This window comes from Bradyrhizobium sp. 149 (assembly GCF_023073915.1).
In the GTDB taxonomy this organism is placed as follows: Bacteria; Pseudomonadota; Alphaproteobacteria; order Rhizobiales; family Xanthobacteraceae; genus Bradyrhizobium.
In genome coordinates this window covers 288,395-314,729 of the sequence record NZ_JADPKK010000012.1, presented here as the reverse complement: position 1 = coordinate 314,729, position 26,335 = coordinate 288,395, and the positions used below count along the sequence as shown (strand labels likewise).

At 65.0% G+C, this 26,335-nt stretch carries 21 protein-coding genes; 13 read left to right on the top strand and 8 right to left on the bottom strand.

The genetic code is table 11. The features are described from left to right. Nucleotides 1-105: 105 nt before the first annotated feature. Nucleotides 106-588: a hypothetical protein gene (locus IVA88_RS05525; protein ID WP_247496260.1), complete on the top strand. Its 483-nt coding sequence runs from the start codon at nucleotides 106-108 to the stop codon at nucleotides 586-588. Nucleotide 589: 1 nt separating this feature from the next. On the opposite strand, the gene IVA88_RS05520 is transcribed toward IVA88_RS05525, so the two are convergent. The 3 genes from IVA88_RS05520 to IVA88_RS05510 all read right to left on the bottom strand — a co-directional run bounded on the left by IVA88_RS05520 (nucleotide 590) and on the right by IVA88_RS05510 (nucleotide 2,657). Continuing rightward, a complete protein-coding gene (locus IVA88_RS05520) occupies nucleotides 590-1,336 on the bottom strand; it encodes a polysaccharide biosynthesis/export family protein (protein WP_247496259.1) in 747 nt (248 codons plus the stop codon). A 145-nt stretch (nucleotides 1,337-1,481) separates the two neighbouring features. Continuing rightward, entirely contained in the window at nucleotides 1,482-2,138 is a 657-nt protein-coding gene (msrA, locus tag IVA88_RS05515; RefSeq protein WP_247496258.1) for a peptide-methionine (S)-S-oxide reductase MsrA, read from the bottom strand. Between the two features lie 201 nt (nucleotides 2,139-2,339). Then, entirely contained in the window at nucleotides 2,340-2,657 is a 318-nt protein-coding gene (locus IVA88_RS05510) for a hypothetical protein (protein ID WP_247351545.1), read from the bottom strand. A 402-nt stretch (nucleotides 2,658-3,059) separates the two neighbouring features. Here IVA88_RS05510 and rpsT point away from each other — a divergent pair, with 402 nt between their 5' ends. The 8 genes from rpsT to IVA88_RS05470 all read left to right on the top strand — a co-directional run bounded on the left by rpsT (nucleotide 3,060) and on the right by IVA88_RS05470 (nucleotide 14,916). Beyond that, nucleotides 3,060-3,326 (top strand): 30S ribosomal protein S20, encoded by a 267-nt coding sequence (gene rpsT, locus IVA88_RS05505; protein ID WP_007598259.1) that lies wholly within the window; start codon nucleotides 3,060-3,062, stop codon nucleotides 3,324-3,326. A gap of 1,258 nt (nucleotides 3,327-4,584) precedes the next feature. Next, nucleotides 4,585-5,997, top strand: a complete 1,413-nt coding sequence (gene dnaA / locus IVA88_RS05500; protein ID WP_247496257.1) for a chromosomal replication initiator protein DnaA — start codon at nucleotides 4,585-4,587, stop codon at nucleotides 5,995-5,997. A 304-nt stretch (nucleotides 5,998-6,301) separates the two neighbouring features. Continuing rightward, entirely contained in the window at nucleotides 6,302-7,420 is a 1,119-nt protein-coding gene (gene dnaN / locus IVA88_RS05495) for a DNA polymerase III subunit beta (protein ID WP_106943766.1), read from the top strand. Between the two features lie 141 nt (nucleotides 7,421-7,561). Continuing rightward, nucleotides 7,562-8,698, top strand: coding sequence for a DNA replication/repair protein RecF (recF, locus tag IVA88_RS05490; protein ID WP_247496256.1), 1,137 nt, complete (start codon nucleotides 7,562-7,564; stop codon nucleotides 8,696-8,698). A 291-nt stretch (nucleotides 8,699-8,989) separates the two neighbouring features. After that, nucleotides 8,990-11,425: a DNA topoisomerase (ATP-hydrolyzing) subunit B gene (gene gyrB / locus IVA88_RS05485; protein ID WP_247496255.1), complete on the top strand. Its 2,436-nt coding sequence runs from the start codon at nucleotides 8,990-8,992 to the stop codon at nucleotides 11,423-11,425. 230 nt (nucleotides 11,426-11,655) lie between these two features. Next, nucleotides 11,656-12,951, top strand: a complete 1,296-nt coding sequence (gene murA / locus IVA88_RS05480; protein ID WP_247496254.1) for a UDP-N-acetylglucosamine 1-carboxyvinyltransferase — start codon at nucleotides 11,656-11,658, stop codon at nucleotides 12,949-12,951. Nucleotides 12,952-13,036: 85 nt separating this feature from the next. Further along, complete coding sequence (locus IVA88_RS05475; protein WP_247496253.1) at nucleotides 13,037-14,431, top strand: MATE family efflux transporter; 1,395 nt, start codon at nucleotides 13,037-13,039, stop codon at nucleotides 14,429-14,431. Next, nucleotides 14,428-14,916 (top strand): DUF2867 domain-containing protein, encoded by a 489-nt coding sequence (locus IVA88_RS05470; RefSeq protein WP_247496252.1) that lies wholly within the window; start codon nucleotides 14,428-14,430, stop codon nucleotides 14,914-14,916. Before IVA88_RS05475 ends, IVA88_RS05470 begins: the two co-directional genes overlap by 4 nt. 97 nt (nucleotides 14,917-15,013) lie before the next feature. On the opposite strand, the gene IVA88_RS05465 is transcribed toward IVA88_RS05470, so the two are convergent. Beyond that, entirely contained in the window at nucleotides 15,014-16,129 is a 1,116-nt protein-coding gene (locus IVA88_RS05465; protein WP_247496251.1) for an FUSC family protein, read from the bottom strand. Between the two features lie 123 nt (nucleotides 16,130-16,252). On the opposite strand from IVA88_RS05465, the gene IVA88_RS05460 reads away from it, so the two are divergent. Then, nucleotides 16,253-17,620 (top strand): MmgE/PrpD family protein, encoded by a 1,368-nt coding sequence (locus IVA88_RS05460; RefSeq protein WP_247496250.1) that lies wholly within the window; start codon nucleotides 16,253-16,255, stop codon nucleotides 17,618-17,620. 195 nt (nucleotides 17,621-17,815) lie between these two features. Here IVA88_RS05460 and IVA88_RS05455 read toward each other — a convergent pair whose 3' ends face one another. Both IVA88_RS05455 and IVA88_RS05450 read right to left on the bottom strand, forming a co-directional pair. After that, nucleotides 17,816-19,243 (bottom strand): serine hydrolase, encoded by a 1,428-nt coding sequence (locus IVA88_RS05455; RefSeq protein WP_247496248.1) that lies wholly within the window; start codon nucleotides 19,241-19,243, stop codon nucleotides 17,816-17,818. Between the two features lie 144 nt (nucleotides 19,244-19,387). Next, nucleotides 19,388-20,449: a helix-turn-helix domain-containing protein gene (locus tag IVA88_RS05450; RefSeq protein ID WP_247496247.1), complete on the bottom strand. Its 1,062-nt coding sequence runs from the start codon at nucleotides 20,447-20,449 to the stop codon at nucleotides 19,388-19,390. 260 nt (nucleotides 20,450-20,709) lie between these two features. On the opposite strand from IVA88_RS05450, the gene IVA88_RS05445 reads away from it, so the two are divergent. Together IVA88_RS05445 and IVA88_RS05440 are read left to right on the top strand one after the other, a co-directional pair. Next, nucleotides 20,710-21,627: a pirin family protein gene (locus tag IVA88_RS05445; RefSeq protein ID WP_247496246.1), complete on the top strand. Its 918-nt coding sequence runs from the start codon at nucleotides 20,710-20,712 to the stop codon at nucleotides 21,625-21,627. A 76-nt stretch (nucleotides 21,628-21,703) separates the two neighbouring features. Beyond that, on the top strand, nucleotides 21,704-22,618 hold the full coding sequence (locus IVA88_RS05440; protein WP_247496245.1) for a phosphoribosylaminoimidazolesuccinocarboxamide synthase: 915 nt from the start codon (nucleotides 21,704-21,706) through the stop codon (nucleotides 22,616-22,618). A gap of 101 nt (nucleotides 22,619-22,719) precedes the next feature. Here the strand turns inward: IVA88_RS05440 and IVA88_RS05435 are convergent, their stop codons facing one another. Both IVA88_RS05435 and IVA88_RS05430 read right to left on the bottom strand, forming a co-directional pair. Next, a complete protein-coding gene (locus IVA88_RS05435; protein ID WP_247496244.1) occupies nucleotides 22,720-24,213 on the bottom strand; it encodes an NAD-dependent succinate-semialdehyde dehydrogenase in 1,494 nt (497 codons plus the stop codon). Nucleotides 24,214-24,324: 111 nt separating this feature from the next. Further along, a complete protein-coding gene (locus tag IVA88_RS05430; protein ID WP_007603877.1) occupies nucleotides 24,325-24,645 on the bottom strand; it encodes a hypothetical protein in 321 nt (106 codons plus the stop codon). Nucleotides 24,646-25,008: 363 nt separating this feature from the next. Here IVA88_RS05430 and IVA88_RS05425 point away from each other — a divergent pair, with 363 nt between their 5' ends. Next, entirely contained in the window at nucleotides 25,009-26,202 is a 1,194-nt protein-coding gene (locus tag IVA88_RS05425; protein WP_247496243.1) for a serine hydrolase domain-containing protein, read from the top strand. The last annotated feature ends 133 nt before the right edge of the window (nucleotides 26,203-26,335 follow it).

Here is a 26,335-nt window from a genome sequence, read left to right as displayed (position 1 = left end):
AGGCGCAGACCCGGAATGACGAAGAGAGCAGGAATCGGGTGGCTGCATCCTGGCGCGCGGCGATAGAGCTGGCCGATCAAAGCCAACTCACGCCGGGAGATCGTGATGCAGCAGGCCAACACCAACATCGTCATCCGCAATCCGTTCGGCACCATGGACGTGCCCGCGCCGAACGATCGCGAAGTCATGGACTATGCCGCCATCGCCAAGCTTGGCGGCGATGCGGCCGACGTCAACGCGGCGGCATGGGCAAATATCACGGCACAGTCAGACCCGCTCGACGGCATCTGGGCCAGCCGCTGGAATGGCGGCGCTGATCCGACCATCGCCGGCGACACGCCGGAGGCATGGAAAGAGGGACGCGCGGAGGTGCGGGTCACAGGCGAGCGCATCTTTTTACGATTCGACTGGGACCATGGCCGCCGGCACGGACTGATCGATGCGGCGCGCGACGGCGCGGCTCGCCTGGTCGGGAAATATATCAACCTGACCAACCCGGTGATCACACGGCCATGGGTCGGGCTGCTGGTCGATACAGCGCGGATTGACGGATGTTTTCCGAACGGCCGGCTGGATTTCAGGCGGTGAGTTAGAACCAGCGTTCGCCGACGAACACGGTGTCGCCGGGGCTCAAGGGCGTGCCGAGCGGCACGATGGCGCGCATGGCGCCGCCGGCTTCGGTGTGCGTGACGGTGACCACGTCGCGCTTGGCGCGCGGCGAGAAGCCGCCGGCGATCGCGACCGCGCTTTCGACCGTCATGTTCGGCACGTAAGGATACTGGCCGGGCGCGGAGACTTCGCCGAGAATGAAGAACGGGCGATAGGCCTCGATCTCGACGGCGACCGAAGGCTCGCGGATGTATCCGTTGCGCAGGCGCGCGGCGATCTCGCCGGCAAGGCCGGCCGGGGTACGACCGCGTGCCGGCACGCCGCCGATCAGCGGCATGGTGATGGAGCCGCCGGCGTCGATCGCATAGGTGTTGGTGAGACCTTCCTGGCCGTAGACCACGACGCGCAGCCTGTCGCCGGCGTCGAGATGGTACGAGGAATCATAGCGGACCGGCGCCGCCATCGGTGCGGCATAACCGACCGGCATCGGTGCAGGCGAAGAGGCAAAGGAATTGCGCAGCGCCCCGATGGCGCCGCCACTGCCGGCGGCGGCGACCGGCTGTGGCGCGTAGTACGGCTGGCCATAGGCCATGGAGTCGAGATCGGCGCGCGGCTGCATCACCGCGACAGGGCCGGCGGTCTGCATGCAGCCGCCAAGGGCAAGCGCGGCGGACGCTGCCAGGGACGTTGCCAAGATCGACCATCGAAACGCGCGTGCAACCGGCACCGGACCTATCCCTCGAAACGAGACAGATCCAGTGATGCACCGGTTATGGTTAATAAAGCGTTGAGCGATGGGGATGCAGCGCCCCGACGGGCGCAGTGTGCACCTCTCCCGCAAGCGGGAGAGGTGCACCACCTTCCCGGCTAGCCTACGCGCTTACACCGACGCCGATCGGGCAGGACACACCGGTGCCGCCCAGGCCGCAATAGCCGGCGGGATTCTTGGCCAGATATTGCTGATGATAGTCCTCGGCAAAATAGAATTCGCCGGCGGGGGCGATCTCGGTGGTGATGGCGCCGAGACCTTTTGCGGCAAGCGCCTTCTGATAGAGCGCCTTCGATTGATCGGCCGCTTTCTTCTGCGCGTCTGAATAAGTGTAGATCGCGCTTCGATACTGCGTGCCGACGTCGTTGCCCTGACGCATGCCCTGCGTCGGGTTGTGACTCTCCCAGAACGTCTTCAACAGCTTCTCGTAGGAGAGCTTGTTCGGATCGAACACGACCAGCACCACTTCGGTGTGGCCGGTGCGGCCTGAGCAGGTCTCTTCATAGGTCGGGTTCGGCGTGTGGCCGCCGGCATAGCCGACGGCGGTGGCGTAAACGCCGTCGCCGAGCTCCCAGAACTTGCGCTCGGCGCCCCAGAAGCAGCCGAGCCCGAACACCGCCTGCTCGAGACCGGCGGGATAAGGCGGCTGCAACTTCGCGCCGTTGACGAAATGGGTGGTCGCGGTCGGAATGGCTTGGGCACGGCCCGGCAACGCTTCCGCGGCGCTCGGCAGTGCGGTGGTCTTGCGCATGAACAGCATGGACGGATCTCCGGGAATGAGCTGTCCGTCGCCTAGGCCAAGCCCATGATCCAAGAGGATGAGCCAAGAGGATGAGTCAAGGCGATGCGCAAAGCGCTCAGGCGACGTGCTCGCGATCAGTTGGGAATATAGGTCTTTACGCGCAAAGAGGCAGCCCTGTTACGCCGCCCGCGCACCGGCTCAGTCGCGGGAATTGAATGCTCAATCCCGGGAATAGCCGATCAGCGGCTTGCGCGGTCGGAACAGGATCATCAGGAGGATGCCCAGAATGCCGAGGACGGCGAAAACCGGCTGATCCAGCACCAGGCGGATCACCGAGGTCCAGAGCCAGGGCGCCTTGGCCTCGACCCAGGTCCGGAATGCCGTCTGGCTGCCCTGATTGATGTCGTTCCAGAACTGGCCGAAGCGGGTGAACCGCAGGGTCTGGTCGGCCACCCAGCGGGCGCCGTCATAGACCATGAAGATGAACCCGCCGGCGAGCAGCAACAGCCCAATCAGTCGGAAAAAGCCGCGGATCATGCCTCACCCTATATGATCGTCCGATCGAACGACCCTCGGAACACCGCCAGCCAATACAAGGGAGACGGCAGAAATTCAACCTCTTCAGGGCGTTACGGCACTCGTCCAGGCCCCAAGGGGCTGCTTTTCCGGCCCTGGAAAGCGTTGACGGTGCCAAAGACCCTCTCTATAAGGACGCCAACTGGCGGCGGGCGCAATCCTGCCGCCGCTGTTCTTTGAGCAGTTGCAGGCTCCTTGCGCTGAGAGGCTCTTTGGCCTCAGAGACAGCCGCAAGGCTGTCGCTCATGTTCCGGGAACAGCCTGGCAATCGAACACCCTGAATCCGAGCGTCGATTACGCGGTCAAGCAAGCCGGCGCTACCCGACCAAGACGCGACCGGTACCCGCAAAGGACATTGAGACCATGGCCAACACCACCTCCGCGAAGAAAGCGACGCGCAAGATCGCCCGCCGCACCGCCGTCAACAAGTCGCGCCGCACCCAGATGCGCGGTGCCGTGCGTAACGTCGAAGAAGCCATCAAGACCGGCGACCGCGCCGCCGCCGTGACGGCGCTGGCGAATGCCGAGCCCGCCTTGATGCGCGCCGCGCAGCGAAACATCATTCACAAGAACAATGCCAGCCGCAAAGTCTCGCGGCTCACCGCGCAGATCGCCAAGCTCGCCAAGTAGTCTGGCAAATAAGCTGGCGAGTGCTCCAGCGAGCATTCGTTCGATCGGGCGATCCGGTCGCACATCACACAAGTCGAACAGCCCGGCATCGCGCCGGGCTTTTTGTTGCCCGTCATATTCACGCAAGCAGCTACGCTGCGAGCGATCCTCGACTGGAGGATTGCGGCGTCCGCACCATGATGCATTCCGTAGTTCTACCTGCGGATGAACTTGCAACAGCGGAAACTTCCAGTGCGGTGCAAAAAACCGTTGCGAGGCGGGCTCAAGTTGAATTCGCGTGCCTGGGAGTTCTGCACACCGTAGTTTCCCCGGAGCGCGACACACGGTGGAGTTACCCTGTGAAACGAGACTCAAAAAACGATGTCTCGCTAATCACTTATCGACATAGTGACGCCAAGCGTTTGGAAAAATCGCCCGCGCCTCTGGCGCGTGACGCTTTTGTAAAAAATTTTTGGCAGTGGCTGAGAATTGTCACACAAGGCGCGGCTCTTTCGATTCTGTGCACGAATCCAAAACCTTGCTCTGAAGCCTGTGCACAAGTCGCGCGCGGCGTTAACGCAGATCAAGTTTTTTGATGCCTCAAGTGTGAATCAATTCCGTTGCGAGTCTTTCCGCATAGTGTATTCCTTAAGGCGTCAGCGGCGCCCACGATCTTGAGACCAGCGCGGTATCGGAAACGGGGCGAGCGTGCAAATCGGCGGCGGTGTGCACGTAGGCGACGCTTAACCCAGTGATGTCGGTTCGAAACCCATAGCAATATGGGAATGGTAGCTTTTTGTCTGAATGTCTCCAAGCGGGATCTTCCCGCTCGCGTCCAACGCAAATGAGAGACACCTTGACGCTACTCCGACGCGCAGGATGGCGAAGCCGAGCGGACGACTAGTACAGACGGCACATCCGCGGCTGAAGCAAATTCAGATGCGGTTGTTTTTCAGGCAGGACCTTGCCGTGAGCGATCACGGCAGGACGGGGAGGTATCATGTCCTACGGATTCAACGCGGTGTTGACACAGATTCCATCATTCGACGATGCCGTCTCCGATCCGTCCCGCGTCCAGCCTCCCTCGTGTGAGAGCGCGCCGAGTACGCGCTGACCTCGCGAACTCTCCATCTCCGACATCGCTGATCTGACCTCGCGGCATTCGCGCCGGACGGTCGAGCTGTGCCCGACGATGGACTCGCTTGAGGTCCCGCCATGACGGGGAACCCCGCATGGCGTTCGCAACGCAACCTTATCTCTCAAGAGAAGTTTTTTAACGATGAACACATCGGAACAAGATCGCTGGTCACGCGTGAAGAGTCGGCTGCGCACGAACGTAGGCGAAGACGTCTATACGAGCTGGTTCGCGCGCATGGACCTGGAAGGCGTGCAGGAGGAGAGCGTGCGTCTCTCGGTTCCTACGCGCTTCCTGAAGAGCTGGATTCAGGCGCATTACGCCGAGCGCGTGCTGTCGTGCTGGCAGGCCGAGATGCCCGAAGTGCATCGTATCGATCTCACCGTTCGCTCGGCCGTGCGTCCGGTCGTTCAGCAGAAGGAAGCGCCCGCGCCGGTCGAAGCACGCCGCTCGCCCGCGCCGGAGCTGCGCTCGACCGCGACCGCGCCGGTCTCGGCCAATCACGATGCGCTCGGCGGCTCGCCGCTCGATCCGCGCCTGACTTTCGCGAGCTTCGTCGTTGGCCGCTCCAATACGCTGGCGCATGCGGCGGCACGTCAAGTCGCTGAAGGGCGTCGCGGCGACCCTGTCATGTTCAACCCGCTTTACATCCATGCCGGCGTCGGCCTCGGCAAGACGCATCTCTTGCAGGCGGTGACCTGGTCCGGAAATTCCGGCAACGAGCGCAAGGTGCTTTATCTCACCGCCGAAAAATTCATGTACGGCTTCGTCGCCGCGCTGAAGACGCAGACGGCGCTCGCCTTCAAGGAAGCGCTGCGCGGGATCGATGTGCTCGTGATCGACGATCTCCAGTTCCTGCAGGGCAAGTCCACCCAGGCCGAGTTCTGTCACACGCTGAACGCGCTGATCGATGCCGGCCGCCAGGTGGTGATCGCGGCCGACCGTCCGCCGTCCGATCTCGAAAGCCTCGACGATCGGGTGCGCTCGCGGCTGGCCGGCGGCCTCGTGGTCGAGATGGCCTCGCTCGGCGAGGAGCTGCGGCACGGCATTCTCAAGTCGCGCGTCGCGGCGGCCCGCGCCCATCACGCGACGTTCGAAGTGCCCGAGGAGGTGCTGACCTATCTGGCCCGCGCCATCACCCATAACGGCAGGGACCTCGAAGGCGCGATCAACCGCCTGCTCGCGCACTCGAAACTCAACAACCGGCCGGTGACGCTGGAAATGGCGGAGCACGAGGTGCGCGACCTGATCCGACCGCAGGAGCCGAAGCGGATCAAGATCGAGGACATCCAGCGCGTGGTGGCGCGGCAGTATAATGTCAGCCGCTCCGACCTCTTGTCCTCGCGCCGGACCGCCAACGTGGTCCGTCCGCGCCAGGTGGCGATGTATCTCGCCAAGACGCTGACCCTGCGATCGTTGCCGGAAATCGGTCGCCGCTTCGGCGGGCGCGACCACACCACGGTGCTGCACGCCGTGCGCAAGATCGAAGCCCTGGTCTCCAAGGACACGGCGCTGTCGGACGAGGTCGAATCGCTGAAGCGTCAGCTTCAGGAATAAACGCCTAGGTCTTTCCCCTTCCCTCCCGCCGCCCCGGCCATGCCTCGGCGGCGGTCTTGGTCACCTTGGGCGGCGGCCTTCGTCTGCCTGGGGCGGCGGCCTGCGTTTTTGCCTGTAAATCGTGGGGAACCATCGCGCAATCCCTTGAAACGGATGGCTTTCCGCGCCACCTTGCGCGACCCAGACGGCTTTGGTCATATCGGCTGGATGATCCGGCTTTCCGGGGTATTCGGTGCCGTGGCGCGCGTCCCGCCGCCCGGCTTTTCCAAATTTGTGTTTCCTTGGGGATCGGGCGAGTAGTGCAATGAAGGTTACGGTCGAACGCGCGCAACTCCTGAAGTCGCTGGGCCACGTCCACCGCGTCGTCGAGCGCCGCAACACCATTCCGATCCTCGGCAACGTGCTGGTCCGGGCCGAGAACGCGAAATTGTCGCTGAAGGCCACCGACCTCGACCTCGAGGTGACGGAAACGCTCGCGGCGGAAACCGCCACCGCGGGCTCCACCACCGTGCCGGCGCACATGTTCTACGACATCGTGCGCAAGCTGCCGGATGGTTCGCAGATCGTGCTCGAAGCCGACGGCGACCGCGCCGTGCTGGCGATCCGCGCCGGCCGCTCCCGCTTCACGCTGCAGACGCTGCCGGAGAATGATTTTCCGGATCTGGCCGCCGGCGACATGTCGCATTCGTTCAATCTCGCGGCCAAGGACGTCAAGCGGCTGATCGACCGTACCCAGTTCGCGATCTCCACGGAAGAGACCCGCTATTACCTCAACGGCATCTATCTGCATGCCGCAGGCTCCGCCAAGGCCGCGACCCTGCGCGGCGTCGCTACCGACGGCCACCGCCTCGCCCAGCTCGATCTGGTCCAGCCCAAGGGCGCCGAAGGCATGCCCGGCGTGATCGTGCCCCGCAAGACGGTCGGCGAGGTGCAGCGCCTGATCGAGGACAACGAGGCCGAGGTCACGATCGAGCTGTCGCAGGCCAAGATCCGTTTCACCATCGGCAATGTGGTGCTGACCTCCAAGCTGATCGACGGCACCTTCCCCGACTACGGCCGCGTCATTCCGCAAGGCAACGACAAGGAGCTCGTCGTAGACAAGAAGGATTTCGAGAACGCGGTCGACCGCGTCTCGACGATTTCCAGCGAGCGCGGGCGGGCCGTGAAACTGTCGCTGTCGCCGGGCAAGCTGGTGCTGTCGGTGACCAATCCGGATTCCGGCAGCGCGACCGAAGAGCTCGAAGTCGAATACGCTTCCGACGCCCTCGATATCGGCTTCAACTCCCGCTATCTGCTCGACATCGCCGCCCAGATCGAAGGCGACGTCGCAACCCTCCGGCTCGCCGACCCCGGCTCGCCCACCCTGGTGCAAGACCGCGACGACAAGAGCGCACTGTACGTGCTGATGCCGATGCGGGTGTGAGGCCTTCCGGCATCCATATTGACTACATGCGTCATGGCCGGGCGTAGCCGTCCTAAGGACGGCGTCGCTTCGCTAGCCTATGTCCCGGCCATCTACGTCTTGAGAGACCAAGACCGTAGGTGTCGGCATTGACGAGCTAAAATGACCCCTTCCCGTATCCATCGCCTGACGCTGACGCATTTTCGTAATTACCGGGCGGCGGGGCTCGAGGTGACGGCTGACATGGTGGCGCTGGTCGGGCCGAACGGAGCGGGCAAGACCAATTGCATCGAGGCGATCTCGTTCCTGTCGCCGGGACGCGGCCTGCGGCGCGCGACGCTGGATGATGTTGCGGACAACCAGGGCGACGGCTCCTGGGCGGTATCGGCACAGGTCGAGGGCGCGCTGGGCCTTGCCACGCTCGGCACCGGCATCGATCCGCCGCGCGCCGACGCCGCCGTCAGCCGGCGCTGCCGCATCGACCGCGAACCGGTCAATTCGGCGGCGTCGTTCGGCGACCACATCCGCATGGTGTGGCTGACGCCGGCAATGGACGGGCTGTTCATGGGAGCGGCGTCCGACCGCCGCCGCTTCTTCGACCGCCTGGTGCTCGCCATCGACAGCGACCATTCCAGCCGCATCTCCGCGCTCGAACGCTCCCTGCGCTCGCGCAACCGCCTGCTCGAGACGCGCAATTACGACGACCATTGGTGTGACGCGATCGAACGCGAGACCGCGGAGCTTGCGGTTGCGGTCGCCGCAACCCGCGGCCAGACCGCGGCGAGGCTGACCGGCATGTTGAATGCACGTGCGCAGGCCTCGGCCTTTCCATCGGCGCAGATCGCGCTCGACGGCTGGATGGAGAACGCGCTCCTCAACGAGACCGCGACGTCGGTCGAGGACCGCTACCGCCAGATCCTGCGCGACAACCGGCCGCGCGACGCCATCGCCGGCCGCACCACGGATGGTCCGCACCTCACCGATCTTCAGGTGATCTACGCGCCGAAAAGCATGCCGGCGCGCGATGCCTCGACGGGCGAGCAGAAGGCGTTGCTGATCGGGCTGGTGCTGGCACATGCGAGCCTGGTCGCCGAGATGACCGGCATCGTGCCGTTGCTGCTGCTCGACGAGGTCGTCGCGCATCTCGATCCTAACAGGCGCGCGGCGCTTTTTGACGAGCTGCGCAAGCTCGGTGCCCAAGTGTGGCTGACCGGCGCAGATCCGGCCGCCTTCGCCGAGATCGGCACGGAGGGCGAAATCTTTGACGTCGAAAGCGGACAGGTATCGGCCCGGCGGTAGTCACGCCGGATACGATGCCAAGCTGCCCGCACCGGCTGGCACCTCGGAACAGCCTTCGTCCCCGGCAGAATCCACACCTTTCAGGGCCCAAAACGCCCCCTCGAATCGCGCTTTTTTCAAGCCTCCGAATCGGCCTTCGAAAGCCTTGAAAACCGGCGGAAAACCCCTATCTGATCAAAGGGTTGCCAGGAGATACTTTGCGCTAGGCGCAATCCGTCTTTCATGGCACAAATAGCCTGCATATCAGCGCCTTTTGCGCCGCTGATTCGGGCGACATCTCGAAGGCCTCTCATGACAGAACCTGCTCGGCAGACGCCTGCCGAAAACGAACCCTCAAATCCGAGCGACTACGGGGCGGAATCGATCCGCGTGCTCAAGGGTCTCGATGCCGTCCGCAAGCGTCCGGGCATGTATATCGGCGATACCGATGACGGCTCGGGCCTGCACCACATGGTCTATGAGGTCGTCGACAACGCGATCGACGAGGCGCTCGCGGGCCACGCCACGCGCGTCGACGTGATCCTCAACGCCGACAATTCCGTCACCGTGCGCGACGACGGTCGCGGCATTCCCGTCGACATCCACAAGGGCGAAGGCATCTCGGCGGCCGAGGTCATCATGACCCAGCTCCATGCCGGCGGAAAATTCGACCAGAATTCCTACAAGGTTTCCGGCGGTCTGCACGGCGTCGGCGTCTCCGTCGTCAACGCGCTGTCGAGCAAGCTCGGCCTGCGCATCTGGCGCGACAACAAGGAACACTACATCGAGTTCGCCCATGGCGACGCGGTCGCGCCGCTCAAGGTGGTCGGCGACGCCCCCGGCAGGCGCGGCACCGAAGTGACGTTCCAGGCCTCGACGGAAACCTTCAAGAACATCGAGTATGATTTCGCCACGCTGGAGCACCGGCTGCGCGAGCTCGCCTTCCTCAACTCCGGCGTCAACATCGCCCTTTCCGACATGCGTCACGCGGTCGAGAAGCGCGAGGAGATGCACTATTCCGGCGGCGTCGAGGAATTCGTCAAATATCTCGACCGCAACAAGAAGGCGATCGTGCCGGCGCCGATCATGGTGCGCGCGGAAGCCAACGGCATCGGCGTCGAGGCAGCATTGTGGTGGAACGACAGCTACCACGAGAACGTGCTGTGCTTCACCAATAACATTCCGCAGCGCGACGGCGGCACCCATCTCGCCGGCTTCCGCGGCGCGCTGACGCGCCAGGTCAACGGCTACGCCGAGGCCAACGCGAAAAAGGAAAAGATCGCGCTTACCGGCGACGACTGCCGTGAAGGCCTCACCGCCGTGCTGTCGGTAAAGGTGCCGGACCCAAAATTTTCGTCGCAGACCAAGGACAAGCTAGTGTCCTCGGAAGTGCGCCCCGTGGTCGAGAACGTGCTCAATGAGGCGCTGCAGGCCTGGTTCGAAGAGCACCCCTCCGAAGCCAAGATGATCGTCGGCAAGGTGATCCAGGCGGCCGCGGCCCGCGAAGCCGCGCGAAAAGCGCGCGAGCTGACGCGCAAGAGCCCGCTCTCGGTCTCTTCGCTGCCCGGCAAGCTCGCCGACTGCCAGGAGAAGGACCCGGCGAAATCCGAACTCTTCATCGTCGAGGGTGACTCGGCAGGCGGCAGCGCCAAGCAGGGCCGCAACCGCGAATTCCAGGCCGTGCTGCCGCTGCGCGGCAAGATCCTCAATGTCGAACGCGTGCGTCCGGACAAGATGCTGCACAGCGAGCAGATCGGCACGCTGATCACCGCGCTTGGCACCGGCATCAGCGACGAGTTCTCGATCGAGAAGCTGCGCTATCACAAGATCATCGTGATGACGGACGCCGACGTCGACGGCGCCCACATCCGCACGCTGCTCTTGACCTTCTTCTACCGGCAGATGCGCGAGATCATCGACGGCGGCTATCTCTATATCGCCCAGCCGCCGCTCTATAAGGTCAACCGCGGCAAGTCCGAGCAATATCTGAAGGACGAGCGGGCGCTGGAAGATTATCTGATCGATACCGGGCTGGACGATTGCGTCTATATTCCCGGCACCGGCGGCGACCGCACCGGCCGCGACCTGCGCTCGCTGGTCGACGACGCCCGCGCCGTCCGCGGCGTCCTGCGCAGCCTGCACACCCGCTACAATCGCAAGGTGATCGAGCAGGCCGCCATCACCGGCGTGCTCAACAAGGCGATCTACGGCGATCCGGAGAAAGCCGCCGCGGCCGCGCAATACATCGCCGCCCGCCTCGACACGCTCGCCGACGAGGTCGAGCGCGGCTGGATCGGTCAATATTTGGAAGGCCATGGTTTCCGGTTCGAGCGCACGGTGCGCGGCGTCAAGGAAGCCGCCGTCATCGATGACGCCTTCCTCGGCTCGGTCGAGGCGCGAAAGCTGGACGAGTACACGGTGAAGCTCCAGGAGGTTTATGTCCGCCCCGGCAAGCTGCGGCGCAAGGACGTCGAGCACATGGTCTACGGCCCAGTCGATCTGTTCGAAGCCGTCACCGACGCCGGCCGCAAGGGCGTCACGCTGCAGCGCTACAAAGGTCTGGGCGAGATGAACCCGGAGCAGCTCTGGGAGACGACGCTCAACACCGACGCACGCTCGCTGCTCCAGGTGAAGGTCAAGGAAGTCGACGAGGCCGACGACATCTTCACCAAGCTGATGGGCGACGTGGTCGAGCCGCGGCGCGACTTCATCCAGGAACATTCGCTGAGCGCGACGATCGATATCTGAGATCGGATAGCTTTGGACGACGGTCGTCATGCCCGGGCTTGTCCCGGGCATCTACGTTCTCCGTGCATCTGGCAAAGGCGTGGATGGCCGGGACAAGCCCGGCCATGACGTGGAGACATCTCGGCTGACCTCCCCTCCCGCCCTCGCGACAAGTGCAGAATTGATACCGTACTCAATTCTCTGTAGTTTCCGCTTCCGAACCGCCCGCCCCACCCAACAGCGAGAACCAAGTGGCGCCCATCCAGTACATCGTCGAGGGCGGTCACCGGCTCTCGGGCTCGATCGAGCCGTCCGGCAACAAGAATTCGGCGCTGCCGATCATCGCCGCCGCCCTGCTCACCGAGCACCCGGTGACGCTGGAGAACGTGCCGCGGATCCGCGACACCGAGACGTTGGTCGAGCTGATCCGCTCGGTCGGCGCTGCCGCGGAATGGACGGCCCGCAACACGCTTCATATTCATGCCAAGAGCGTGCGCGCCGCCGATCTCGATCCCGACTTGTGCGTCCGCATCCGCGCCTCGATCCTGCTCGCCGGCCCCCTGCTCGCCCGCTGCGGCGAAGTGATGCTGCCGCCGCCCGGCGGCGACGTCATCGGCCGCCGCCGGCTCGACACGCATGTGCTGGCGCTTGAGCAGTTGGGGGCCAAAGTCACCGCGACCGACCGGCTCGAATTCCGCGCGGCAAGGCTGGCGGGCGCGGACGTATTCCTGGACGAGCCCAGCGTCACCGCGACCGAGAATGCGCTGGTCGCGGCGGTCGCCGCCGACGGCGTCACCCATTTGCGCAACGCCGCGTCCGAGCCGCATGTGCAGGACCTCGCCAACTTCCTGGTCGCGCTCGGCGCCAAGATCGAGGGCATCGGCACCAACACCATGATCGTGCACGGTCCGGCGACGCTGGGCGGTGCGACCTACCGGATCCAGCCGGACCATATCGAGGTCGGCTCACTGGTCGGACTTGCCGCCGTGACGCGCTCGCCGCTGCGCATCGTGCGCGCCGGCGTCGAGCATCTGCGCTCGATCCGCATGGGGTTCGAGCGGCTCGGCATCGTCTGCCGCATCGAGGGCGACGATCTCATCGTGCCCTCGAACCAGACGATGAAGATCCAGGACGATTTTGGCGGCCACGTGCCGAAGCTGGAGGACCAGCCCTGGCCCGCCTTCCCGGCCGATCTGATGTCGATCGCGATCGTCACCGCCACGCAATGCGAGGGCGTGATCCTGATGTTCGAGAAGATGTTCGAATCGCGAATGTTCTTCGTCGACAAGCTGATCGCGATGGGCGCGCGCATCGTGCTGTGCGACCCGCACCGCGCCATCATCGCAGGGCCGAGCCGGCTGCACGGTGCGACCATGACCTCACCGGACATCCGCGCCGGCATGGCCATGCTGCTCGCGGCGGTCTGCGCCGAGGGCACCTCCACGATCAACAACGCCGACCAGATCGAGCGCGGCTACGAGCGCATCGACGAACGGCTGAACGCGCTCGGCGCGAAGATCAGGCGCGTTCCGGAGCGGAAGGACTGAGGCGCTTTTCTTCCTTCTCCCCCTTGTGGGAGAAGGAAAGAACGCGAGCCATGTTTTCGACGCGTGGCTGTGCTATTGACCCGCCATGCTCGACACCGTCCAGCCTCGTTCGCAGCCGCAAGCCGGCGTGCCGCCGAATCCTCTCGCCGAGGAGTTCGTGGAGACGCTGCGGCTGGCCGTGCCGATGATGCTGACGCAGCTCGGGCAGATCGCGATGATCACGACCGATCTCGCGCTGATCGGACGGCTCGGCGAGAGCGCGGTGGCCGCGGCGGCGCTGGCGCATACGGTCTATTTCGTCAGCTTCACTTTCGGGCTCGGATTGATGGCGGCGGTGTCGCCGCTGGTCGCGCAGGCCTTTGGCGCCGGCGATGTCGGGCGCATCCGCCGCTCCTTGCGGGTCGGCCTGTGGGCCGCGCTGCTGATCTCGCTGCCGATGATGGCCTCGCCGCTCTATGGCGAGCACATCCTGGTCGCACTCGGTCAGGCGCCGCACTCGGCCGCGCTCGCCCAGCGCTATCTGAACGGGCTGGCCTGGGGCATCGCGCCGGCGCTGGGCTTCATCGCGCTGCGCAGCATGATGAGCGCGGTGAACCGGCCGCAGGCGCCGCTGTGGATCACGCTCGCGGCCATCCCGATCAACGCGGCGCTGGTCTATCTCCTGATCCACGGCCTGTTCGGCCTGCCGGAGCTCGGCCTGTTCGGCGCCGGGCTTGCGACCACGCTGGTCAATCTCGGCACCTTCGTCGCTACGCTCGCCATTGCGGGGTTGCGCAAGCCCTTCGCGGACTATCGTCCGCTTGCCCATCTCTGGCGGATCGACTGGCCCCTGATGCGCCAGCTCATCGCGATCGGCGCCCCGATCTCGTTCTCGTTGCTGCTGGAATATGGCCTGTTCTCTTCGGCCGCACTGCTGATGGGGTTGATCTCGACCACGGCACTTGCGGCGCATCAGATCGCGCTCCAGGTCACCGCGGTGCTGTTCATGGTCCCGCTCGGCATCGGCATGGCGGCCACCGTGCGGGTCGGCCATGCCTTCGGCCGCGGCGAGCCGCTCGCGGTGAAGCGCGCAGGTCTCGTCGCCCTGGTGATCGGGATCGCGTTCGTCTCGGCCCTGACCGTCGCGATCATCCTCGGCCGCTATGAGCTCGGACGGCTGTTCTTCGGCAGCAGCGAGGCGAGCATGGCGACCGTCGAGCTGACCGCAACGCTGCTGCTGGTCGGCGCGACCTTCTTCATCGCCGATGCGATCCAGACCATCATGGGCGGCGCGCTGCGTGGCATCAACGACACCAGGATGACGCTGGTATTCGCCGCGATCGGTTATTGGTGCGTGGGCTTTCCCATCGCCTGGTGGCTTGCCTTCCACGCCGATTTCGGCGCCGTCGGTGTCTGGATCGGACTGTCGATCGGATCGTTCGTCTATGCCGGACTTCTGATCTTGCGCTTCCGGATGTTGGCGCGCAGATTGGCGGAATGATCGAGACCGTCCGAGAAGTCACCCCTGAGGTCGACGCCGATGCCGTGCTGGCGGATGCGCAATTCGTCGACGCCTTTCGCGTCGCGATTGGCAAACAACAGCTCGACGCCCGCGAGGCCTGCACCAGGATGGTGCTGGACGGACCGCGCTGGATCGATGCGCTCGTGCGTCTGCGCAACGTCTTGGTGGCTCCGTTCGGACTGAAGACATCGGGCGAAGGCGCGCCGGCGCCAGGCGGCCTGATCGGCCTGTTTCCGGTCCTCAGCGAGACCCCGGACCGGCTCGTCGCAGGTTTTGACGACTCTCATCTCGACTTCCGCATCGTCGTCGACGTGGCCGGCGATGCCGCGGGCCGGCGGGTGACATTGACCACGCTGGTGCGGACGAACAATCTGCTCGGCCGTGCCTATCTCACCCTGATCGCGCCCTTCCACAAGCTTGTGGCCCGCAGCATGATCGCACGCGTCGCGGAGCCGGGTCGATGACATTATCCGTGAAGGTGCGCTCCCTCTCCCCGTTTGCGGAGAGGTTGCGGCGAGCCCGCCGCCCCACCCGGTTAACCTAACGCCATTCGGCTTCAGCTCACTCCGCCACGCGCGCGGGCTTGTCGGCCGCGGCCTCAGACCATTCGCCGACCACGCGATCGAGATCGCAGAGATTCTGGTGCATCTGCTCCAGCGAAAAGCCGAGCGCGAAGAAGCGCTCTGCGGTGTCGCTGGGCTGGCCGCGGATCAGGCCGTCCTGGCGCACGGCGGCGACCGCCTCGGCATAATGCTGGAGCGCGACATGCACGGGGTGGATCGGCGGGGCGCCGGCGCCCTCGCGCAAGGCCGCAGCGGCCGAGCGCAGGAAGCGCGCGATCACGGTCGAGACTTCCGTCAGCGGCGCGGCAAGCCGTGTCTGCACCTCGGCCGGCAACGGCACCACGGTCGAGCGGCCGATCATCACGACGTCGTGGCGCAGCCGCAAGACCGTTCGCAGCAGCGGGCCGGTATCGGGTCCGCTCGATAGCCGCGCGGCGCGCTCGCGCTCGGCTTCGGTGCCGATGGCATTCATGCCCACCATCGCGGTCCCGATGCCGTCCTGGATCCGGTGCAGCGCGTCGTTGTCGCGGCCACGCGTGAGACCCGCGAGCAGTTCTGTGAAAGCATCCGCGATCAGTTCGAGCAGTTTTGCCGCGCTGGCCCGGATCTGCCGGACCGCGCGGGACGGCAGCACCAGGAATGAGACCAGCAGTCCCGTGATGGCGCCGACCCCGACCTCGCTGACCCGATCGATCGCCGATGTCATGGGATCGGAATGATGCATGGTTGGAACCAGCAGTACGATGATCGCGGTGACCGTCGCCGCATTGAGGCTCGGGTTGATCGCGGCGACGAAGGCGAGTGGCGCGACCGCCAGCACCAGCAACCCCAACAGGCCCGCCTCGGTCGAATAAGGGATCAGGATCGCGATGGCGCCACCATAAACGGCGCCGCCGATGGTGCCGAGCACGTAGTCGCGCGTCGCCTTCAGCGAACGCCCGACGCTCAACTGGGTCACGATCAGCGAGGTCAGCACCGCCCAGAGCGGCAACAGCAGATGCAGCGCGGTGGCGATTGCATAGGCAGCGGTCGCGGCCACCGTGACCCGGATCGCCAATCCCAGTTGCGTTCGCCGCGCCCGGACCCGGTCGAACAGCTCTTTTGCGAGTGCCATCGTTGGATGTCCCGGTCCGATCCTCGTAAAGCCAGCCAAAGCATAGCTGATGCCCGCAGCCCCGAGGCCGCTTGAAAGGCGAAATCAGCCCGCCTAACTTGCGCGCCAAATCGAGGAAACACGATGGCCCACGAAACCGCAACGCTTGCCGCCTATGTCGACGGCCTGAAATTCCAGGATATTCCGGCGGAAGTGCTGGATCGCGCAAAGGTGCTGACGCTGGACTTCCTCGGCAGTGCGATCCGGGCCCGCCGCGAAGCGGAATCGACCCCCTCGATCCTGAAGATGCTGGAGGCGCTCGCGCTCGACACCAGGGGCGAATCCACCGTGTTCGGCGACAGCAAGACCTGGACGCCGGCGGTCGCGGCGCTGCTCAACGGCGCGCTCGGCCATTCCCTCGACTTCGACGACACCCACGCCGATTCCTCGCTGCATCCGAGCGCGCCGGTGGTTCCGGCCGCCTTCGCCGTCGGCGAGATGGTCGGCGCCTCCGGGCGCGACGTGCTGACCGCGATCGTTGCGGGCTATGAGGTCTGCTGCCGGCTCGGCAATGCGCTCGACCCGACGTCGCATTATGCGCGCGGCTTTCATCCGACCGCCACCGCCGGCACCTATGGCGCGGCGGCGGCCGCCGGCAAACTGTTCGGCCTCTCCGAGCAACAACTCATCGCCGCGTTCGGCGTCGCCGGCAGCCAGGCCGCGGGCTCGCTGCAATTCCTGGTCAACGGCGCCTGGAACAAACGCTACCAGGTCGGCGCGGCCGCGATGAACGGCGTGATCGCCGCGACGCTGGCGCGCAACGACTTCGTCGGCGCGACGGAATCGGTCGAGGGCAAGCATGGCCTGCTCGCCGGCTACACCGACGATGCGCATCCGGACAAGGCGGTCGCCGGGCTCGGCAAGACCTACGAGACCATGAAGATCGGCGTCAAACCGTATCCGAGCTGCCGCTATACCCATGCCGCGATCGACGCGCTGATCGCGATGCGGCGCGAGCACAATCTGACGCCCGACCAGGTCAAGCGCGTCGAGATCGGCCTGCATCGCAACGGCATCACGCTCACCGGCGACGCCGCGACCAAGCGGCATCCGACATCGATCGTCGGCGGCCAGTTCTCGATGTTCTTCACCGGCGCGCTCGCGCTCGACCAGGGCTCGTTCGGCTGGGACGATTACACCCGTCTTGGGGACGCCGCCATCGACGCGCTCGCCGACAAATTCGACGTGGTGCAGGACGACCGCCTCGAAGTCGGCCGCACCCACCCCTTTGGCGCGCGTGTGAGTATCACGACGGATAACGGCGTGCACGAACGGCTCTATGCCGATCCGTCGGGAGAGCCGACCTCGTTTCCGGATGCGCAGGCGATGCAGCAGAAGTTTTTGACGCTGGCCCGCCCGGTGCTGAACGCGCGCGCGGAGAAATTCGCGGACGCGATCATGACGCTGGAGCGGTTCGACCGCGTGGCGAAGGCGACGGAGCTGGGAAGGTAGTAGCTCTCACCACACGAATGCTGCACCCTCGCCCCTTGTGGGAGAGGGTGGCTTCGCGAAAGCGAAGCCGGGTGAGGGGTTCTCTCCGCGAGTCCCACTCTCATTGGAATGCGCCGATAGATACCCCTCATCCGGCGCTGCGCGCCACCTTCTCCCACAAGGGGAGAAGGACGAAGAGGCGGCGTTTTGCCGTCCTCAATTCGCTCCCGCCATCTTCCCTTTGTCGCGTGTTGCCGCAACCACATCTCGCACCAGATCGAACACGCCGTCCGCTTCCGGCGGTGCGTTCGGCGAACGGCCCAATCGCACCATCACCAGACGCTCCGACGGGATCACGATCACGTATTGCCCGATCGTGCCCTTGGCGAAGAAGGCATCGCGCGGCCAGCCGTGGTCGATGCGAAACTTCGCGCCAAAACTGTCGCCTTGGTTGGTCCAGAACCCGGCGCCGATGCCGACCCAGGCATTGGGCGTCGCCGACGCCGAGTAATTCACCCATCCCTCCGGCAGGATGCGCTTGCCGCCGACGACGCCGTCATTGAGGTAGAGCTGGCCGAAGCGCGCCCAGTCGCGCGCGGATGCGAGCATCTCGCTCGAACCCTCGATCGTGCCGGCGCCGTCGAGCTGCAGCGTGACATGGCGCATGCCGAGCGGCGCGAACAATTCGCGGCGCGCGAAGGCAAGCGCATCGGCTGGATTGCCGCCGGCGGCCTCACGGATCAGATGCGAGAGGATGAGGATGTTGCCGTCGTGATAGTTCCACACGGCTCCGGGCGCGGTCTCCAGCGGCGTGCTCTCCGCATAGGAAGCCATATCGGCTTCCACGAACTTCATGCGGTTGACCGGCTCGAAGGCGGAGCCGAGCGAAGCCTGCAATGAGCTACCGAGCGCAAGACCCGCAGTGTGGCGCAGCAGTTGATCGACAGTGATGGCGTGGCGCGGATCATTCGGATTCTTCCAGGCGGCGACCGGCGCCGGCCCATCGAGCTTCAGTCTGCCCCGGCCCACGAGGATTCCAGTGAGAGCCGAGATCACCGACTTCGTCATGGAGAAGCCGAGCAGCGGCGTCTCCGGTCCGACGCCGTGCGCATAGCGCTCGGCGATGATGCGGCCGGCCTTCATGATCACGATTGCGCGGGTGCGGCGGTAGGGCGGCTGTGCGGGTTCGGTGAAAGCGCGGTCGAGCGCGACTGAGAGTTCCGGGCTTTGCGGCAGCACGACCGCCGGGCCAGCGATCTCGGGCAGCAGCGCGGCCTGCCTGTCATCCGGCGGCGGCCTGACGTCGGCGATATCAGCACCGTGCTCGAGCGTGCAGCCGAGCCCCTCGCGATAGACGGCATGGCTGCGGCCGATACCGAACAGCGTCACAGTGACGTCCTTGCGGACACGATCGACCTGATAGTCCATCGCCCAGGAGAGCAGACCGGCGCCCGGCATCGCATCAATGGTCTCGGCGAGGTTGCGTTGGGGATCGAGCCTCGAGACGAACGTCTCCGAGCAGAGCACATCGGCGATGAAGCCGGTCGCGACCTTGGGCACGTCGCGGGCGCGCGCGGCGCCGAGGGCGAGGCCGGCACAGGCGATGGTGGCGGTGAGCAGGATGATCTTGCGGCGGCGTGGCACAGGCTTTCTCCGGCTTGCGGCGTGTCCAGAAGACGAAGCGCCCTTCGTGCAACGCCCGCTCGCCGGATCTGGAAAATGGCGTAGCTGAAACCGCAACAAGCTCGCCGATTCTGAAATAGCCTCGATATTTCAATATACTAAAGATTAGACGGCACTTGCCTTGAGCCGCCTATATTCCGTCGGCGTCACGCCGGTCACCGTCTTGAAGGCGCGGTTGAAGGGGCCCAGGGACTGGAAGCCGGCATCCATCGCAATGGTGATCACGGGGACCTCGGCCTGGGCGGGATCGGCCAGCGCGGCCTTGGCCTCCTCGATCCGGTGGTTGTTCAGGAACACATTGAAATTGCGGTAGCCGAGCCCCTGGTTGATCAACCGGCGCAGCCGGTATTCGGGAATTTTCAGCCGGCCCGCCAGCACGCCGATGGTGATGTTCTCCTGGCGATAGATCCGCTCGTCCGCCATCAGCCGCATCAGGGCGTCCACCAGCTTTCGGTCGGCGATGTCATCGCCCTCAGGCTCGCTCGCCGCGATCTTCGGCGGAGTCTCCGCGCCGGCTGGAAACAAGTCGGTGCCATCGACGCGCATCATCGCATAAGCGATGGCCGCGACGATGATGGCGAGCACGCCGGTATTGATGGTGTTGGCGACATCGCCGACGCTGCTACCGACGACGACGATCTGAAGCAGCGCGTTCAGCCCGCCATAGAGCGCCGCAGCACAGACGATGAAGACACGAACCCGGCGGCGGCGCTCGACCAGATCGGCCGACCACGAGGCGATGGTCTGCATGACCGCGAGCGCAATGAAGCCGAGCACGATCAGGTTCACCGCGGTGACGGCGAACCGGACATTTCCGCCAGGTGCGATCCAGAGACAGCTAACGAAGCTGAAGGCCGTCACCAATCCCCAGATCAATCCATGCCACCAGTGCAGACGAAACTCATCGTCGAACAGCGCGCGCGTGAACAGCCAGAACGCGACGATGTTGCCGGTCGACAACGCAATCAGCGGCGCATGCCAGGCCGGGACCAGCGTCGATACGCCGACGGAATAGCTCGCCGCGTGCGCGGCCGAGCCGAGCGCGAAGGCAGCGCCGAGCCGGGCCGCCAGCACATTGCGGAAATCCGAGATCAACGACGCGGCCAGCACCAGCAGCAGCGCTACGGCGGCCGAACGGAATGCGAGTTCAAGGGCGGCTGACGTCATCAGATGCTGCGGCCGATCGGTATGAGCGAGCCGAACATCGTCCGTCGCGCTGATTTTTTCAAGAACCATCCACGCAACAACTGTCATCGCCCGGCTTGACGCGCGGCCAAACTGTCAGCGATGTGTCCGAACAGGCCTCAGCTATGTCTCCGGTCTAAGCACTTCGCGGAGGATGACAGCGGAGTATGTGGCCGGGCTCTGGGGCGACGGCCGCACGAAATCCTGCTACGATTTGCTCGAAAAGCCAAAAGGAGTTCACCATGAGCTGGCAACCCTCGAACGATCCCGTGCTCGGCGATCCCATGTCCTGCGATGCGCTCGATCTCGTCATCGTGCCGCGCACGCGCGATCTTGGCGACGGCTTCGCGGTGCGCCGGGCGCTGCCGCATGGCAAGCGGCAAATGGTCGGACCCTTTATCTTCTTCGACCATTTCGGGCCGGTGCAATTCGTCTCCGGCAAGGGCATGGACGTGCGGCCGCATCCGCACATCGGGCTTGCCACCGTCACCTATCTCTTTGACGGCGCCATCATGCATCGTGACAGCGAGGGCAACATCCAGGAGATCCAGCCCGGCGCGATGAATCTGATGACGGCCGGCCGCGGCATCGCCCATTCCGAGCGCACGCCGGATGTACAGCGCGCCTCGGGGCAGAAGATGCTGGGCCTGCAAAGCTGGATCGCGCTGCCGGCAGGATCGGAAGAGATCGCGCCGTCGTTCCAGCACTACGGCGCCGGTGACCTGCCGCTGATCTCCGAGCGCGACTTCACCGCGAAGGTGATCGCGGGCTCGGCGTTCGGCGTCACATCACCAGTTACGATGGTGTCGCCCTGGTTCTACACCGAGGTCACGGCGGTGGCGGGCGCGATCGTGCCGCTCGACCCCGATCACGAGGAGCGCGCCATCTACGTGGTCGACGGCGAGGTCGAGATCGCCAACGAGCGCTACGAGGGACCGCGGCTGCTGATCTTCCGACCCGGCGACCGCATCACGGTGAAGGCGCTCAAGGCCACGCGGATGATGTTTTTGGGCGGCGACGCCCTGGAGGGCCCGCGCCACATCTGGTGGAATTTCGTCTCCTCCAGCAAGGAGCGGATCGAGCAGGCCAAGCAGGACTGGAAAACCGGCCGCTTCGCCGCGGTTCCGCAGGAACATGAGTTCATTCCGCTGCCGGAATAGGCTAATCCGGCTTCCGGTCGCGCTGTCAGTGCGGCCGGATTTCCTGTCGCAAGGCCTTGCCCCGAAAGTTCTGCCGATGACCACCATGCTCTCCAGCGACCTGCCCCTGCCTAAGATCGGGCGCGGCAAGGTGCGCGATATCTACGCCGTCGACGACGACCGCTTGCTGCTCGTCACCACCGACCGCATCAGCGCCTTCGACGTCGTGATGAGCGAGACCATCCCGATGAAGGGCGCGGTGCTGACGCAAATCAGCGCCTTCTGGTTCAACGAGCTGGAGGGCGTGGTGCCGCATCACATGATCAGCGCCGACACCGACGAGATCATCGCCGCCGTGCCAGTCTTGAAGCCGCACCGCGCCGAGATTCTCGGCCGCGCCATGCTGTGTCGCCGCACCACGGTGTTTCCGATCGAATGCGTGATCCGCGGCTATCTCTCGGGCTCAGCCTGGAAGGAGTATGCAGCGAGCGGCACGCTGGCCGGCGAGAAGCTGAAAGCAGGTCTTGTCGAGAGCGAGAAGCTGGAGCCTTCGATCTTCAGCCCGGCGACCAAGGCCGAGACCGGCCATGACGAGAACATCACGATCGCGAAGATGCGGGAGGTCGTCGGTGATGACACGGCCTACACGCTCGAGAGCATGACACGCGCGATCTACACGCTCGGCGAGGAGCTCGCCCGCAAGCAGGGCATTATCATCGCCGACACCAAGTTCGAATTTGGCCGCGACAAGGACGGTCGCATCATCCTGATCGACGAAGTCATGACGCCGGATAGTTCGCGCTTCTGGGCTGTCGATGCCTACAAGCCCGGCCAGCCGCAGCCGAGCTTCGACAAGCAGCCGCTGCGCGACTATCTCGACGTCGAGCGCCGCGCCGGCCGCTGGAACGGCGACGCCCCGCCGCCGCCTTTGCCCGCAAGCGTGGTGGACGCGACCAGCAAGCGGTATCTAGAAGCGTATCGGCGGGTGACGGGGAGCGCGCTGAAGATTTAGCGCAGGCGTTATCGTGCTGCACCCGCGACAGCGCGATGCGGGACAAGCGACCCCGCTGTCGCTGCGCCCGCCCGGGCTACGATACCCGAATGGCGGCGGCCTCACACCCCCGCCATCATCACGTATTTGATCTCGACATATTCTTCCATGCCGTGATGCGAGCCTTCGCGGCCGAGGCCGCTTTCCTTGACGCCGCCGAAGGGGGCGACTTCGGTGGTGATCAGGCCGGTGTTGACGCCGACCATGCCTGACTCCAGCGCCTCGGCGACGCGCCAGACGCGGCCGAGATCGCGGGAGTAGAAGTAGGAGGCGAGACCGAACGGCGAGGCGTTGCACATCGCGATGACATCGGCTTCATCCTTGAAGCGAATCACCGGCGCGAGCGGGCCGAAGGTTTCCTCCTGCGCCACCAGCGAGTCCGGCTTGACGTCGGAGAGCACCGTCGGCTCGAAGAACGAGCGTCCGAGCTCGCTGCGCTTGCCGCCGGTGACGATCTTGGCGCCGCGCTTCACGGCATCGGCGATGTGGCGCTCGACCTTGTCGACCGCTTTCAAATTGATCAGCGGGCCCTGTGTGACGCCGGTCTCCGTGCCGTCGCCGATCTTCATCGCCGCGACCTTCTTCGACAGCTTCTGCACGAACTCGTCGTAGATCTTGTCCTGGGCGTAGAGGCGATTGGCGCAGACGCAGGTCTGGCCCATGTTGCGGTACTTCGAGACGATCGCGCCTTCGACCGCGGCATCGATGTCGGCGTCGTCGAACACCACGAACGGCGCATTGCCGCCAAGCTCGAGGCCGAGCCGCTTCACGCCGACGGAGGCCTGCTGGTAGAGAATCTTGCCCACCGCGGTCGAGCCGGTGAAGCCGACGAAACGCACGGCCGGATGCTCGCACAGCACCTTGCCGATCGGCGCTGCATCGCCGGTGATGATGTTGAACACGCCCTTGGGCACGCCGGCCTTCTCCGCAAGCGCGGCAAGCGCCAGCGCCGACAGCGGCGTTTCGTTGGCTGGCTTCAGCACCACCGTGCAGCCGGCCGCAAGCGCCGGCGAAACCTTTCGCGTGATCATCGAGTTCGGGAAATTCCACGGCGTGATCGCACCGCAGACGCCGATCGGCTGCTTGATGGCGAGCAAGCGCGCATCCGACCGCTGCGTCGGGATGGTCTCGCCATAGACGCGGCGGGCTTCCTCGGCGAAGAATTCGACATAGGCGCCACCGATGTCGACCTCGCCGAGGGCTTCACTGAGCGGCTTGCCCTGCTCGGAGGTGAGGATCAGCGCGAGGTCCTCGCGATTGGCGATGATCAGCTCGAACCATTTGCGCAAAATATTGGAGCGCTGCTTGGCGGTGTGCTTGGCCCAGGCCGGAAAGGCGCGCTCGGCGGCCTCGACCGCCTTGGTGGCGTCATCGGCGGAAAGCTGCGGAACCTTTGCGAGCTCGACACCGGTGGCGGGATTGTTGACGGCGAAGACCGGGGAGCCGATCCAGGCGCCGTCGATGTAGCAGGCCTCCTTCAGCAGCGACGGGTCCTTCAGCCGGTCGCGCAGATTGGGCGTGGCGTGCTGAGCACGTGCGGTGGCGGTCGGGGTCATGGCGTTACTCCCAAGGGCTTTTCAGGTTCAGCCGGAATATAGGGACCAGCGGCGCGCAATGCACCGTCCCGCAACGCACATCTGCCGGGAGCCAGGCTCGGAGCGGCGGACTTACGCCGCGCCGCTCAGATAGGTCTCGCGCCGGCCGATCATGCGCTCGGCGGCCGCCTTGGCGTCGGCCTTCGAGGAGGTCGCGCAGGTCCGGTATTCGAGATCGGGAACGTCGGACGCGTTGCGGCGGCCGAACCAGGACTTTGAACCGACCGGCAGCAGCGCCAGCGCCTGCGCCAGATTGTCGACCGCGCCGAACGAATAGAGCGCGCCGGTGCCGGCGATGCGGACCTCGTAGATGCCAGGCGCGATCGGCGCCTCCAGGTTCTCGCCCCGTCCGGGACGGGGATAGCGCTTCCATTCGCTCCAGGTCGAAATCATCTGAGGTCCCCTCGCGGCCGGGGGGCGGCCGCCAAATTTGCATCAAGTCTTAACGTCGGCCGGCGATTGGCCGAGAGCTGAACGCCGCAGCTCACAAAATGTTTCAAGTGCTTCAAACAGTCGAAACATATCGCCGGCATCCATCCACGGTCACGGTCGGATGCGGCCATCCACCGCAGATTGTGACGGAGTGTTGCAGTTCAGCCGCCTTGTTGTCCTGCGGACCTTGTCCTCCTGCGCGGGGCGTGGACCGTCAAGTCACGACATCGCGACCGCGGCAGGTACGTGGATATGCTTGCCGCGCGGAGCACGCGGGAGGACAATCGATCACTTCCAACAATAATCAAACCGGAGGAAACGCGTATGCAAGGCAAAGCTGAGATCGATGAGATTCTGCGCCAGAAGAGCGAGGCCAGGGAGATTCCGGGCGTCGTCGCCATCGCCGCCAGCGGTACCGACGTGCTGTATCAGGGCGCGTTCGGCAAACGCGATCTGTCCAAGCCGGATGCGATGACCGCCGACAGCGTGTTCTGGATCGCATCGATGACGAAGGCGGTGACATCCGCGGGCGCGATGCAGCTGGTCGAGCAGGGCAAGCTGTCGCTGGACGCGCCGATCGGCGAGGTGCTGCCCGATCTCGCCAAGCCGCAGGTGCTCGAAGGCTTTGATGCCAAGGGCGGAGCCAAGCTGCGGCCGGCCAAGAGGCCGATCACGCTGCGCCAGCTCATGACCCACACCGCCGGCTTCGCCTACAACATGTGGAACGGCGATCTCGCGATCCATCTCGAGAAGTCCGGCATCCCCGCCATCACCACCTGCCAGAACGCCGCGTTGAAGACGCCTGTTATGACCGATCCCGGCACGCGCTGGGAATACGGCACCAATATCGATTTCGTCGGCAAGGCGGTGGAAGCGGTCAGCGGCAAGCGGCTCGATGCTTATCTACGCGACAATCTGTTCGCACCGCTCGGCATGAGCGATACCGCCTTCAAGATCACCGACGACATGCGCAAACGCCTCGTCGGCATGCATGCGCGCGGCGAGGACGGCCAGCTCGCCGCGATCCCGTTCGAGCTCGAGCAGGAGCCGGAATTCCACATGGGTGGCGGCGGCCTTTATTCGACCGCGGCCGACTACATCAAGTTCACCCAGATGATTTTGAACAAGGGCCGCGGCAACGGCAATCAAGTGTTGAAGGCCGAGACCGTCGCAACGATGGGGCAGAACCACATCGGCGACCTCGCCATGGGCAAGATGACCACGGCGGCGCCGATGTACACCAACGACGTCGATCTCTATCCGGAGCAGGTGAAAAAGTGGGGCCTCAGCTTCATGATCAACACCGCCAGGACCGCCGAGGGACGCAGCGCGGGCAGCCTCGCCTGGGCGGGCCTCGCCAACACCTATTACTGGATCGACCCGGCGCGCGACGTCACCGGCGTGATCCTGATGCAGCTGCTGCCATTTGCGGATGCAAAGTGCCTCGAGGCTTTTGCCGGCTTCGAGCGCGGCGTCTATGCCGGGCTCGATGCCGGCAGCGGGCAGAAGGCGGCGTGAGGAAGGCCGCAACTCCCGACACACGCTGTCATTCCCCGCGAAGGCGGGGAATCCAGTACGCCGCGCCTTCTCGATGAACCACTGACGTCTCGGCGTACTGGATCGTCCGGTCAAGCCGGGCGATGACAGCGGA